General features: G+C 58.3%; 14 protein-coding genes, 1 tRNA gene and 1 riboswitch. Of the genes, 11 read left to right on the top strand and 4 right to left on the bottom strand.

Translation table 11 applies throughout. The features are described from left to right. The first annotated feature begins 4 nt into the window (after positions 1–4). From IV109_RS09210 to IV109_RS09185, 6 genes are all read left to right on the top strand, one after another. The gene (locus IV109_RS09210; RefSeq protein WP_296695116.1) at positions 5–1,105 is read left to right on the top strand and encodes an NAD(P)/FAD-dependent oxidoreductase; all 1,101 of its coding nucleotides are present in this window, start codon (positions 5–7) and stop codon (positions 1,103–1,105) included. A 27-nt stretch (positions 1,106–1,132) separates the two neighbouring features. After that, positions 1,133–1,242, top strand: a riboswitch (TPP riboswitch). 80 nt (positions 1,243–1,322) lie between these two features. Beyond that, positions 1,323–2,606 carry a cytosine permease gene (locus IV109_RS09205; protein ID WP_296695114.1) on the top strand — a complete coding sequence of 428 codons (1,284 nt, stop codon included), beginning with the start codon at positions 1,323–1,325 and terminating at the stop codon, positions 2,604–2,606. A gap of 21 nt (positions 2,607–2,627) precedes the next feature. Continuing rightward, positions 2,628–3,707, top strand: coding sequence for an FAD-dependent oxidoreductase (locus IV109_RS09200; RefSeq protein ID WP_296695111.1), 1,080 nt, complete (start codon positions 2,628–2,630; stop codon positions 3,705–3,707). Between the two features lie 4 nt (positions 3,708–3,711). Further along, positions 3,712–3,909, top strand: a complete 198-nt coding sequence (gene thiS / locus IV109_RS09195) for a sulfur carrier protein ThiS (RefSeq protein ID WP_296695109.1) — start codon at positions 3,712–3,714, stop codon at positions 3,907–3,909. Between the two features lie 11 nt (positions 3,910–3,920). Continuing rightward, positions 3,921–4,736, top strand: a complete 816-nt coding sequence (locus tag IV109_RS09190) for a thiazole synthase (protein ID WP_296695107.1) — start codon at positions 3,921–3,923, stop codon at positions 4,734–4,736. Continuing rightward, positions 4,733–5,641 (top strand): thiamine phosphate synthase, encoded by a 909-nt coding sequence (locus IV109_RS09185; RefSeq protein ID WP_296695105.1) that lies wholly within the window; start codon positions 4,733–4,735, stop codon positions 5,639–5,641. Before IV109_RS09190 ends, IV109_RS09185 begins: the two co-directional genes overlap by 4 nt. Here IV109_RS09185 and thiD read toward each other — a convergent pair. Further along, a complete protein-coding gene (gene thiD / locus IV109_RS09180; protein ID WP_296695104.1) occupies positions 5,625–6,470 on the bottom strand; it encodes a bifunctional hydroxymethylpyrimidine kinase/phosphomethylpyrimidine kinase in 846 nt (281 codons plus the stop codon). The two genes, IV109_RS09185 and thiD, sit on opposite strands and share 17 nt — an antisense overlap. A 166-nt stretch (positions 6,471–6,636) precedes the next feature. Here thiD and IV109_RS09175 point away from each other — a divergent pair. From IV109_RS09175 to IV109_RS09160, 4 genes are all read left to right on the top strand, one after another. Continuing rightward, positions 6,637–6,712, top strand: a tRNA-Asn gene (locus IV109_RS09175). Positions 6,713–6,794: 82 nt separating this feature from the next. After that, positions 6,795–7,130, top strand: a complete 336-nt coding sequence (locus IV109_RS09170) for a hypothetical protein (protein WP_296695101.1) — start codon at positions 6,795–6,797, stop codon at positions 7,128–7,130. Continuing rightward, entirely contained in the window at positions 7,127–7,642 is a 516-nt protein-coding gene (locus IV109_RS09165; protein ID WP_296695099.1) for an anti-sigma factor, read from the top strand. Before IV109_RS09170 ends, IV109_RS09165 begins: the two co-directional genes overlap by 4 nt. 102 nt (positions 7,643–7,744) lie before the next feature. Then, positions 7,745–8,098, top strand: coding sequence for a single-stranded DNA-binding protein (locus IV109_RS09160; RefSeq protein WP_296695096.1), 354 nt, complete (start codon positions 7,745–7,747; stop codon positions 8,096–8,098). A 23-nt stretch (positions 8,099–8,121) separates the two neighbouring features. Here IV109_RS09160 and IV109_RS09155 read toward each other — a convergent pair whose 3' ends face one another. Further along, a complete protein-coding gene (locus IV109_RS09155) occupies positions 8,122–9,027 on the bottom strand; it encodes an acyl-CoA thioesterase II (RefSeq protein ID WP_296695094.1) in 906 nt (301 codons plus the stop codon). 112 nt (positions 9,028–9,139) lie between these two features. Between IV109_RS09155 and IV109_RS09150 the strand changes: the two genes are divergently transcribed. Continuing rightward, positions 9,140–10,003: a tetratricopeptide repeat protein gene (locus IV109_RS09150; protein ID WP_296695092.1), complete on the top strand. Its 864-nt coding sequence runs from the start codon at positions 9,140–9,142 to the stop codon at positions 10,001–10,003. A gap of 1 nt (position 10,004) precedes the next feature. Here the strand turns inward: IV109_RS09150 and IV109_RS09145 are convergent, their stop codons facing one another. Together IV109_RS09145 and IV109_RS09140 are read right to left on the bottom strand one after the other, a co-directional pair. Continuing rightward, positions 10,005–11,819, bottom strand: coding sequence for a hypothetical protein (locus IV109_RS09145; RefSeq protein ID WP_296695089.1), 1,815 nt, complete (start codon positions 11,817–11,819; stop codon positions 10,005–10,007). Position 11,820: 1 nt separating this feature from the next. Further along, on the bottom strand, positions 11,821–13,125 hold the full coding sequence (locus IV109_RS09140; protein ID WP_296695087.1) for an SUMF1/EgtB/PvdO family nonheme iron enzyme: 1,305 nt from the start codon (positions 13,123–13,125) through the stop codon (positions 11,821–11,823). Positions 13,126–13,281: the final 156 nt, after the last annotated feature.

Below are 13,281 nucleotides of genomic sequence, written 5' to 3'. Positions count from 1 at the left end.
CGTGATGGACCCTCAACTGAACCAAGAAGTGATTAACACCGCACAGGCCCATGAAGGCCCCATTGAAACCGATGCAGTCATCGTCGGCGCAGGCCCGGTCGGCCTGTTCCAGGTGTTCGAACTCGGTCTGCTGGAGATCAAGGCCCATGTCATCGACTCTCTGGCCTACCCCGGTGGCCAATGCGTGGAGCTGTATCCAGACAAGCCCATCTATGACATTCCGGCAGTGCCTGTGTGCACGGGTCAGGAACTGACAGACAACCTTCTGAAACAGATTGAGCCCTTTGGCGCGACCTTTCACTTTGGCCAGGAAGTCACCACCGTACAGAAACAGGATGACGGCCGCTTCTTTGTTGAAACGTCCAAGGGCACCAAGTTCATCACCAAGACCATCTTCATCGCTGCAGGCGTAGGTGCCTTCCAGCCCCGAACCCTCAAGGTCGATGGCCTTGATGCCTTCGAGGGCTCCCAGCTGTTCTACCGCGTGAAGAATCCCGATGATTTTGCAGGCAAGAACCTGGTGATCGTTGGGGGCGGCGACTCGGCACTGGACTGGGCACTGGACTTCGTCAAGGACAGCCCGCACAAAGCCGAAAGCGTGATCCTGATTCACCGTCGCGATGGCTTCAAGGCGGCTCCCGCCAACGTCGCCAAGATGAAAGAACTGTGCGACGCGCTGGAGATGCAATTCATTGTGGGTCAAGTGACCGGCTATGAAGAAAAAGATGGCAAGCTCGCCGGCGCCAAAGTCACCGGGGCCGACGGTGTAACCCGCGTCGTGCCTTTGGATGTGCTGCTGGTGTTCTTTGGCCTGAGTCCCAAACTGGGCCCGATCGCCGAGTGGGGCCTGGACATCGAGCGCAAGCAGCTCAAGGTCGATACTGAAAAATTCTCCACCAGCGTGCCAGGCATTTTTGCGGTGGGCGACATCAATATCTATCCGGGCAAGAAGAAGCTGATTTTGAGCGGCTTCCATGAATGCGCGCTGGCCGCCTTTGGCGCCATGCCGATCATCATGCCGGAGAAAAAGGTCTTCTTGCAGTACACGACGACCAGTCCGAAGCTGCACAAAGTGCTGGGGGTTGAAACCCCTGTGTTCGACTAAGTAAAATACGTACCGTGCTCGTTGGAGCACATTCGCTGGGGGTGTTGTCCGGTTTCCGAAAAGATCCGGGCGACTGAGAAAGTCCCTTTGAACCTGATTGAGGTAATCCTCGCGCAGGGAAGCAAGTCCGGTCAGCCAAGTCACGAAACTCTCTTGTGACCCCTCACGACGCCCGGACCCAAGCCCACCTGCCACAACTTTTGCATGGAGCAAATGGATGGCAAACTCAAATCTTTCCCGAACCGACAACCAGGCCTTGACGCCCGTTGCGACGTCTGACCGGGTGTTTCGCTGGCACGAGCACGCATCACTCTGGTTCAGCCTCGGTGTCGGCCTGTTGGTCATGCAGATTGGCGCGTACCTCGTGCCCGCAGTGGGAACACGCGATGCCGCCATAGCCATCGTACTGGGCTCTCTGGTGGGCTCGGGCCTGCTGGCCTGGACCGCCAAATTGGGCTGCGACAGTGGCCTGAGCAGTGCCGGGCTGATGCACACCACCTATGGCAGCTACTTTGCACGCTTGCCGGTTCTGTTGAACATTGCGCAGTTGATTGGCTGGACCACGTTCGAGCTGGTCATCATGCGTGACGGCACTGCCGCCATTGGCAAGCAGTCTTTCGGACTGATCATGGACGGTCCCAGCGGGATGCTCATCACCACCCTGTTATGGGGCGGTGTACTCACGCTGCTGCTGGCCGGCTCGATGACCCAGTTGGTACGCAAAATCGTTGCCCGCATCGGGCTGCCTCTGGTCATTGCATCCCTGTTATGGCTCACCTGGCAATTCGGCGGGCAGTTGCAGGCCAAAGGGTTTGACGCGTTCTGGACCCGTACGGGCGATGGCAGCATGAGCATGCTGGCGGCCATGGACCTGGTGATTGCCATGCCTGTCTCCTGGCTGCCTCTGGTGGCAGACTACGCCCGCCATGGCCTCTCGGGACGCGGTGCCATGAAAGGCACCTGGGTCGGGTACGCCGTGGCCAACATCTGGTGCTACGCCCTGGGCGTCATGGTGGTCAGCGTAGCGCAACCGGGTGCCGATCTGGTAGGCGCCCTGCTGTTGGCGCAAGGCGGCCTGATTGCGCTGAGTCTGATCCTGGTGGATGAAATTGACAACGCTTACGGAGACGTTTACTCAGGTGCCGTGTCCTCGCACAGCCTCAAACCGTCCCTGAGCATCCGTCAATGGGGACTGGTGCTAGCCGTGTTGTGTACTGGACTGGCGCTGGTGCTGCCCATGCACAGCCTGGAACCATTTTTATTGCTGCTGAGTTCTGTATTTGTGCCGCTGTATGGCGTCATTCTGGGTCGACTGGGCACAGGCCAACCCAGCTTTGCATTGACCCAACGCAAGCTTGATCCAACTGCCGCAGTTTTTTGGCTGGGCGGTATCGCGGCCTATCATATGATCGCTAAATGGGCTCCTCAGTGGGGCGCTGCATTGCCAACCCTGGCGCTGACCTTCACCCTGGCCTGGTTGACTCGGCCGAAACGAATCTAAGACCATCCTGCGAGAGCAACTATGAACATTGTCATCCTGGGCGCAGGCTTGATGGGGCGTCTCTTGGCGTGCCAACTGGCACGCGCCGGGCATTCGCTTGAGCTGTTTGATGCGGGGGGGCCTGAAGCCTTGAATTCGGCCGCCCGGGCTGCTGCTGCCATGCTGGCCCCGCTGGCCGAATCGGCCATCACCGAGGCAAGCGTGGTGCAAATGGGTGTTCACGGGCTCAAGCGATGGCCTGAATTGATTGCGCAACTGGACGAACCGGTTTACTTTCAGCAAGACGGCACCCTCGTACTCTGGCACCGGCAGGACGCCGCTGAAGCAGACCGCTTTTCACGCCAGTTGCAGGCCACGGGCGCGTCGCTGCCGAATCTTCCCAGGCCCCAGACTCTGGATGCCCAGGGGATTGCTCGCCTGGAACCTTCACTGGCCTCCAGGTTTGCCCAAGGCCTGTATCTGCCGGGCGAGGGGCAGCTGGACAACCACCAACTGCTGGCTGCCATGCTGAGCCAGCTTCAAGGCCTGGGCGTCAAGCTGAACTGGGACAGTCCGCGGGCGCCTTGCGATTTTTCACCCGGTAGTCCAGGGCAGCCGGATTGGGTGTTTGACTGTCGCGGACTCGGCGCACGCGAGCAATGGCCCGCCTTGCGAGGCGTGCGTGGCGAGATCATCACGCTGCTGGCACCGGAAGTGAAGCTGAGCCGTCCCACACGTCTGATTCATCCGCGCTACCCCATCTACATCGCACCCAAACAGGATGGTATTTTTGTGCTCGGAGCCACCGAGATTGAGTCCGACGACCGGTCGCCCATCAGCGTCCGATCCACCCTGGAGTTGCTGAGTGCGGCTTACTCGGTGGACAGCGGATTTGCAGAAGCGAGGGTGCTGGACCTTGTCACACAATGCCGTCCCGCATTGCCCGACAACCTGCCCTCCATCCGCCACCTTGGCCCGCGCGTGCTGCAAATCAATGGCCTGTACCGGCATGGTTACCTTATCGCACCGGCCATGCTGGATGTGGTCATGGAACTCTTTGATGCGAACACCTCCCCTCTGGCGGCCAACTTTTCCTTGTCCATCCAGAACGCGGACAACTGATGCCATGAAGGTCTTCATCAACCAGATGGCCTACGAACTGAAAGCCGGAGCAACACTGGCTGACGCTATTTCCCTGCTTCAGACAAAACCCCCTTTTGCTGCCGCAGTCAATATGGAATTCGTCCCCAACACCCAGTACAGCCAGAGGCTGCTCCAGAACGACGACCGCATTGACGTCATTGCACCAGTCACCGGGGGATAATTCCTCACACCATGAGCACTGACCCAAGCACCGCCACTTCCGCCGACCCATTGGTTCTCTACGGCCAGACTTTCTCAAGCCGCCTGCTGCTGGGAACCTCGCGCTATCCGTCGCCGCACATTCTAGAAACAGCAGTCAAGACGGCCAGGCCCGCCATGCTCACTGCTTCGCTGCGTCGGCAAAACGTGGCCTCCAGTGACACAGGCAATCGGTTCTGGGACATGTTGCGCCAGTTGCAAGTACCCGTGCTGCCCAACACCGCTGGCTGCCACAGTATTCAGGAGGTCATCACAACCGCGCAGATGGCGCGCGAGGTGTTTGGTACTCCCTGGATCAAGCTGGAACTGATTGGCGACGACTACACACTGCAGCCGGACACACTCAACCTGGTGGAAGCTGCCAGCCAGCTGATCAAAGACGGCTTCAAGGTACTGCCCTACTGCACCGAAGATCTGGTTTTATGCCAGCGTCTGGTGGATGTTGGCTGCCAGGCCATCATGCCCTGGGCCGCCCCCATTGGCACCGGCAAGGGACCGATCAACCCCTACGCCCTGCGAACCCTGCGTGAGCGCTTGTCAGTACCCATGATCGTGGACGCTGGTCTGGGGCTGCCATCGCATGCCTGCCAGGTCATGGAATGGGGCTTTGATGGCGTGTTGCTCAACACTGCCGTGGCACTTGCACAAAATCCTGTGGTCATGGCGGGGGCCTTTGCCGCGGCCACGCAGGCTGGGCGTGATGCCTTTCTGGCCGGCACGATGAGCGAACAGCAGGCGGCCCAACCCAGTACCCCCGTGTTGGGCACACCGTTTTGGCACCAGGCATGAGTAGCGCACCCTACTCCCACGAAACGATGGTGCAGGGCATCGTCACGGCACACCCGGGCCTGGCCCTGCCCGTTGACACCAGACAGTCTGTAACCTTCAGCAGCGACCAAGCGGTTTACTGCGCGGCGAAAGAGGCCTGTCTGGCATTGGGTTTCATCGAGACTGACGCGGAATGCTTGGGCGCGGCATGGCAAGCCATGGTGCAACGGACCGGCCGCTTCGACCCCACTGCCTGGCCCGACCGACCGGAAGACTTTCGCATCCGTCCCTGGCCCCGCAGCGACGCGTTTGCGTCATGTCCGCAACGACTCGGGCTTTACGCCGTTTTGCCTGATGCAGTTTGGGTCGCGCGCATGGCCCGCGCCGGTGTGGCCACCGTTCAGCTGCGTTTCAAGTCTGACGATGCCCAAGCCGTCGAGCGCGAGGTGCGTGCTGCCGTCCAGGCGGTTCAGGGCACAGAATCCCTGCTGTTCATCAATGACCACTGGCAAGCGGCCATTGCCGCGGGCGCCTATGGCGTTCATCTGGGACAGGAAGACCTGGACACTGCGGACCTGCAGGCCATCCGAAGTGCCGGTCTGCGATTGGGACTGAGCAGCCATGGCTATGCCGAAATGCTGCGTGCCGATCGTCACAGCCCCAGCTACATCGCCATGGGGGCCGTATTTCCCACCACCCTTAAACGGATGGTGACCGCACCGCAGGGCACTGGCAGGTTGCAGGCCTACACCCGCCTCATGCGCAACTACCCCTTGGTCGCCATCGGCGGTATCGATCAAAGCAAACTGCCGGAGGTTTTGAGTAGCGGGGTCGGTTCAATTGCCGTGGTTCGTGCCCTGGTGGCTGCGCAATACCCCGAAGAAATGGCTGCCAGCCTTCAGGCTGCGATCAACGCAGCGGCTTGAGTTGCATGGCCACCGGTGCATGGCCGTGGTTAAGTGGTCCGCTGCCCTGCCCGGTGCGAACCTGTGCACCTGAGAGCAAGGCCTCTCGCACATAAGTCCGCGCATGCTGTACGGCATCCAATAGCGAAGCACCCAGCGCCAGATGCGCCGCCATGGCGCTTGACAGCGTGCACCCGGTTCCGTGCGTATTGGCGCTGTGGATACGCGCCGCCTGCATCCAGAATTTCTCACCCGAGCAGGTCATCAACAAGTCAATGACGGTATCGCCCGGCAAATGGCCGCCTTTCAGCAAAACCGCGCGTGCCCCTTTGGCCAGCAGGGCAAGAGCCGCTTGTTCCATATCCTGCGCCGACTTCAAGGCCTGTCCAACCAACAGGGCGGCTTCGTCCAGATTGGGGGTGATCACATCCACGCGCGGGAAAAGCTCACGAACCAGAACATCAACAGCACCGTTGTCAATCAGAACTGCGCCACTGGTAGCCACCATGACCGGATCAAACACCACATTTCGAAGGGCATGCCGATCCACAGCCTCGGCCACCGTGCGCACAATGTCTGGTGAATGCAGCATGCCAATCTTGACCGCATCAGCGCCGAGGTCCTCCATCACCGCGTTAATCTGGTCGCGCAGCATTTGCGGGGGCACGCCGTGAATGGCGCGCACGCCAAGCGTGTTTTGTGCCGTCAGTGCCGTGATGGCCGTCATGCCGTAGCACCCCAGGGCAGAAAACGTTTTTAAATCGGCCTGAATGCCGGCGCCACCGCCACTGTCCGAACCCGCGATGGAAAGTACTCTGGGATACTCGAACTTGAAAGCGTCAACACTCATTGATATTCCTTGGGACTGCATGTCCGAACGTGCCACTTTGGGCGTCCCTGAATTATCCCGCAGCGCTGAATGTGCAAAATTTTCAAGAATTTTCTGCGGATTTTGAACGAATCCACATCTCAGCTCAAAGAGCTGCAAAAAATGACGCTATAATTTGAGGCTGCATTCCTCGATAGCTCAGTTGGTAGAGCGCCGGACTGTTAATCCGTAGGTCCCTGGTTCGAGCCCAGGTCGAGGAGCCAACAACAAGAAACGACTAGAGCACTTAGGCCACAAGCCTAGGTGCTTTTTTCATTCTCAAGTTGAATCTTTCTGATCACTTCAATGGCCCGGATCACCGATCGCTCCGCCAAACTGAAATACATGCAATTACCGAAAGAAACAATGTTTGATCAAAGCGGAAAGTGGATCCACCTCGAATCCTTCGACGATTTCGATAATGGCCTGTCAAATCTCATTGACCTCTGGTCCAGTACGTCAAAGACGGCCACCAAGGGCGTCAAAGAATCAGCACTCGCTCATTTCAAAGAAGATTTGGAAGCCGCTGTACTCAAGTGGAGTGACAACCGAGCCAAGTCGAAAAAATATGCGCAGATTGGTCAAGAGCTGGCAGAGTTTGAAGCCGTACTCCAAGAAGGCTCAGACCCTGCGCGTCCATGATCGAACCCACCTCGTCCTCTCCGCCTAGCCGTCACGCCGCGCGCTGGCGGGCTGCCACCATCGCTTGCCTGCTGCTCATGGCCATCGCCATTGCCACAGGTGTCAGCATGTTCGAGCAGTTGACGGCCCAGATTCGCCACCTTCAGACCAAGCTGCAGAGTAGCGCACAGATCAAATACATTGCCGTGTTGATGGACAGGCAGCAAACACCTGCCATGCTCATCACGCAAGACTCGCAGGACAGCGTCCTGCAGATTCAACGTCTGAACAGCGTCGTTGAAGGTCGCGAAGATACGATGCAGTTATGGGCACTTCCCTTGGCTGGTCAACCCTATTCACTGGGTATTTTGAAGAGCCCGGGCAAGACCCTGCGAATGGCCGCTGACGCAACAGCTTTAGTGAATGTGCGCCAATTGGCCATTAGCGTTGAAAACAAGGGCGGAACCGCACCGGGCGCTGGCCCCAGCCTGCCCTATCTGTTTACCGGCGCAGTCGTGCAAAAGGCGTTGTGACGGCATAAAGCCCGACGGTTCACGTAGACTGCACTACCGAGTTGAAGTCAACAGGCATCGAAGGATGCCGATGCATGCCCCCTATGGGGTCAAGGAAGATTCATGATCGAAGGCCTGATTGCTGGCAAGCTGGTAGGCGTGGCAGAGACCCGTCAAGGAAAGAACGGCTCCTCATTCGCGCTGGCCAAAGTCAAGGCCAGTGCTGGCGATGGCGAAAGCCTCATCGTCAATGTGATTGCGTTTGCTACAGAGGCCAGTGCGGCGCTGATGGCGCTGGACGACGGTGATGCCCTGGCACTGTCCGGCGCCCTGACCCCCAAGGTGTGGACTGACAAACAAGGTAACACGCGCCCCGCCCTGGACATGATTGCCACACAGGTGCTGACCGCGTACCACGTCAATCGAAAGCAGATGGACCTTGACGCCACAACCATGCGTGATGAACCCGCTGCCTAGAACTGCATGGGGATCAACGCTGTTCAGCGTGGGTCAATTTTTCTGATCAAACCTTCTTGTGTAACGCAGGCAACCAGGGTTCCATCGCGACGAAATACGTTGCCGCGATTGAACCCTCGGGCATGGCCACTGGTTGGACTATCGCTGGCGTAAAGTAGCCAGTCATCCATCCGAAAATCACGGTAAAACCACATCGCGTGATCAAGGCTCGCCGTCATCATGTCGGGCTGGGCGTGGGTAACGCCATGCGGTCGCATGCAGGTGCTGAGCAAATTGAAATCAGATGCGTAGGCCAAGAGGCACTTCTGCAGTGCCTGGTTATCAGGAACCGGACCATCGGCGCGAAACCAGATGTACTGGACCGGGGTCTTCTTTTCGGGATGCTTGGGATCCACGGGATCCACAGGACGGATTTCAATGGCCAGATCAGGCCTGATCGGCTCCTGTGCTCCCGAGGACTTCAGTTCGGGCGCTGGGCGAGTTTGACGAAAAACATCGGTGAGCGACTCGGGCGGTGGCACGTCCGGCATGTCTATCTGATGCTCAAATCCTTCCTCATCCGCCTGAAACGATGACGACAGAATCAGGATGGCCTTCCCCGCCTGAGAAGCTGTGACACGACGTACACTGAAACTGTTGCCATCCCGAAGACGGTCCACGTTGTACTGAACGGGCGCGCGCGCATCGCCACCCCGGATGAAGTAAGCGTGCAGGGAATGTGCGTTGCGTTGCTCACACGTGTTTCCGGCAGCCACCAGCGCTTGTCCGAGAATGTGCCCACCAAAGAGATTGCGAAACCCAAGATCCAGACTCTGGCCGACATAGTGATCCGGCTCGACGTGTTCGAGCTGGAACAAATCCAGCAACTGGCCCAGGGCCGTACCTTTGCTGCTCTCTGGCGCAGCCTTTGCTGCAGCGTCTTTTTGCATGTCAATCTCAATCGTTGGTGGGTGCCTGCCTCAATTATAGAAAGGGGTAGCAGCCATTGAGCTCACACTCCAATGTGGTAGAACCCTCACATCAACACAGTGGTTCTGACACATGAAAAACACACGCACCCTCTCCTTGTTGACCTGCGTACTACTGGCTATGGCAAATGCTTATGCTGCGGACTCGCTGTTACGCGTGACCTGCGACGGCGAAGCTACAGGCGCTGAAGTACTGGTCAACGGCAAGTTCAAGGGCGAATGTCCGCTGGATATTGCCGTGCAGGAGGGGGAGCAAAAACTACGGGTTGTCAAAACCCTGGATGCATCCCGCGAACGGATTTTTGAACAGACCGTGCGGCTGGGTGATGGCGTTGTGAAGAAGGTGGAAGTCACGCTTTCTGCCCCCCAACTGAGCGCAGCAGGTCAACAGAGTGCGTTGGAAGCCCGGCGTCAGGACGAAGCCGCCATGCAAAAATCACTGCAGTTGGCGGAAGCCGGGAATGCTGTGGCAATGTTCACGGTGGGCTACAACTACGCAATTGGCAAGGGGGTTGCTCAAAATGACGTGCAGGCGGTCCACTGGTATCGCAAAGCAGCTGAAGGTGGCCAGTCAGGTGCAATGCTCAATCTCGCGACCCGCTACGCAAACGGAAAGGGTATTGAGCAAAGTGACGAACAGGCGGTGATCTGGTACCGAAAAGCGGCAGAGGCGGGGCAGGTTGTCGGCATGACCAGTCTTGGCTATAACTACTACATTGGAAAGGGAGTTGAGCAAAGCAGCGAGCAAGCCGTTTTTTGGTTCCGCAAAGCAGCCGAAGCCGGTTATCCACTTGGCATGTTCAACCTCGGGGTTCACCTTGCCACAGGTAAGGGTGTTGCACAAAATGAGACAGAGGCCATCGCCTGGTACCGAAAGGCGGCGGAAAAGGGCTATGCGTCGGCCATTAGTGAATTGAAGCGGCGTGGCCTGCAATAGATCACTTGTCGCGGCGAAAAATATGGGTGTCGATGATCGAGCTGAATTTGACGACGACCTTGATGGATGATCCCACGCCACAAGCGCCGCAGCCCGAATACTCGGTCACTGTTCCGCCCTGGGCTCCCCAAACCGCCTGAGCCGCCGACATTGAACTCATTTTGCTGGCGACAACATCGCCGGGAATATTTCTTTCGTGGTCAGGGTACTGCTTGACCACGCCGGTTGCGATGACCTGGTTGCTGTAGTCATCGTGCCACACCTCACTGCTGCGCGATCCTGCCCCCACAGCAGGGCTGGCCGCCTGCTGAGCCGAGTTGCGACCGCTGCCAGAAGGTGCACTGCTGTTAAGTGCCGCCGTGGTGTTGCCAATACCTGTCTGTCCCGCCGAGCTGTCCTGCAGGATTCCAGTGATGATTTTGACTTGCGTTTCTCCTGACAATTTGCCGATTCCGCCAATGGCGGATCCCGCCAACAAGGCGCCGGCCTTACCCCACTGAAAACCACTGGACTTGCTGGCTTCAGCTTGTTGCTGCCTTTGACGCTCCGCCTGCGCGATTCGCTGTTGCTCGGCCTCGGCACGTTGTCGCTCTGCTGCAGCTCGCACACGGGCTTCCTCCGCAACCCGCGATTTTTCAACTTCGATACCCTGCCGTGCCGAGGCAATCGACTGCCGATCCGCAGCGCTGGAGGCCAGCTTGGACGCGTCAGCAAGCTGTTCATTCGCACATGCAAAATCACGTTTTCGTGTGCATGCGTCAGCAATGTCCAATGAGGCGCGGAAATCCTGTTTGTCCAATTTATCCTGCTTGTCCACCATATCCAGAAGGCCGGACAAGGATGAGGACGGCGCACGGACCGGTGCGTTTGCGACGGACGGCATGGGGGGAAGTTGGCCAGCTTCGTTGCTGAACCGGGTGCCGGCGACCAGCCTGTCATACAAGTCCCGCACAGAGGCGCTGCCCCCCAGATTTTTGCCCTCCGCCCAGTTGTAGACCCGATCAGCGGCAATGCCCACGGCAACGCCGGTACCGACCGCAACCAGAAACGGCGCCGCAGCGGCCACGGCGCCGCCCAGGGCAACGGTTTCACCCGTCGCCACCGTTTGCCCCACCAGCTTGACCGTGAACGCTGCAGCCCCCACCAGGGAGCCTTTGAACATTTCATGCAAGGGTGCACTCCATCGCTGTCTGGCGTCCTGTGCAGACTGGCTGAAAAACCCCTGGATCAGGTTTTCCTCTTCCTGGGCATGCGCAGTTGAAATCAGGTGGATGTTCTGCCACGCATTTTTGAACCAACGGGCCAGGTCAAGCTTTGGCTCCGTGGATTGAAACGCAAACTTTTCGCTTACATCGGTCACTCCGGTCAACACCGAATAGCCGGCGAAAGCCTCGCTCGTCATCAGCCCTTGCATCCAACGCCCATCCTTTCGGTAGAGAACCGATCCGATGATGAACCGGCGGTCCGGCGCGTACAGGCGGTATTCGATTCGCTCTTGACCGACCCGATTCAGCGTCATCCGCTGCCCCTTGTCCAGAGCCAGGATCTCCTGCAAACCCTTGTTGTCGTCTATGGTCAGTCGCACACGGTCAGTCGGCGTACCCGTGTACACAGTCAACTTGCCAACGCCCAGCGCACCTGTGCGCACCATGTTGACAGTTTGCCCCTGATACTTTCCGGTAAGGTACAACTGTTTGCCCGGTTGCGCTGAATAGGCAAGGTCAGTGATGGGATTTTGGGTGACAGGTCCCTGGGCGAATGCAGCAAACGCCAGCAAAAAGACCATGCCAGCCACGGTGCAAAATTTTCGGATCATTTTATTTTCCCAAGCCCGCGTCTGGCGCTTTGGGCTGAAGGGTCCGCGCGACACGCAGTCCCAGGGTCGACAGCCCGTGCTTTTCGTAGCCTTGGCTGATGGAAATACCGCTGCCGATGTCCTCGTTCCAACTGGCACCCATGACAACATAGGAGTCACCCAGAATCGCCCTGCTGGCTGGCGGACTCGTGATAGCGCAATGCTCGGCACGCGAAGGACTTCCATCCTTGGGCATCGCGGCATACTTGGCAGGCAGCACATTACAGTCCGCAACCATCTCGCTCACGTTGCCCAGCATATCGTGCAAGCCCCAATCATTGGCAGCAAAGGACCCCACAGGGGCCGGTTGCGAGCCGCCTAACCTGAAGTCGCAGTTCTTGCAGTTCGCATTGTTAGACCCGACCTCGTCACCCCAGGGTAATTTGCTGCTGCGCCCGCCGCGTGCCGCATAGGTGAATTCAGCAAGCGACAACAGTCGGTAGCTATATCCGGTTTTCTTGGAAAGCCAGGCGAGGTAGGCCAGCGCATCCGATCGCTGGGGGAAGATCACCGGTTGGCGGCCTTTGCCCCAGCGCGTGGTGGTGAAGACCCCAGAAGTCACGCCTTCCGGCATAGGGCTGCAGGCGCCAACGGCCACACACGCCTCCCATTCATCGTAGGTGACCTCGAATTTACCAATGGCCAAAGGATTGGCAATGGTGACTTGATTCAGCCAGGCAATCAGCGCATTGGCCGGCGGAATTCGCTGCGGCAGCTGTCCAGGAGGTACCAGGACCATTTCAGGACACTCTGGACAATCGCGGAAAGATTTGCCATTGCCGGGTTCAAGGCCCTGGGCCTTGAATTCAGCGAGCGCACGGGTCTGCATTTCGATCCTGCGTTGTTCGGCCAACGCAAGTTCGCGCTGGCGGTTGTCCTCACGCACCCGGGCGGCTTCTTGCTCCTGGCGACGCTTGTCTGCAGCCTGACGCTCCCGCTCGGCTTCGATGCGCTGACCGTCAGCCGTAAATTGGGCAGGACCCAAGCGAGCTTCGATCTTCTTAACCACCCCGTCACCCATACGCACCTCTTGCTCAAAAATCTTTTCACGGGTGCTCTCCACCTTCTTCACCAGACGCAACTTGAAGGTTCCGGCCCCAACCGACATGTCCAAGGGGCATTCGCCTTTGAACACCCCATTGACCGACACCTCGGCACCGACATCAGCGCCCTCGCAGGTCACCCGAAGCATTGAGCCCTGAGCATGGCCATTCAGGTGAACCAGCAGGAAACCCAGCAAGATCAGGAACCGCAAGAGCAACTTCATCTTTTTCCTTCATCAAAAAAATAGACTGTACCCATTTTCACTGTGAGCACAAATTTCTGATGTTCTGCGTATGCAGGCCGTCCGGTGCTGACTCTGCCGGGGCTGGTAGCTTTGCTCATGCCGGGTTTGAAATTCATCAATGCCGCAACAAATCAA

Source organism: Rhodoferax sp., from assembly GCF_018780565.1.
Classification (GTDB): domain Bacteria; phylum Pseudomonadota; class Gammaproteobacteria; order Burkholderiales; family Burkholderiaceae_C; genus Rhodoferax.
The sequence above is the reverse complement of the archived record's forward strand: the minus strand, read 5'-3'. Positions and strand labels throughout refer to the sequence as shown.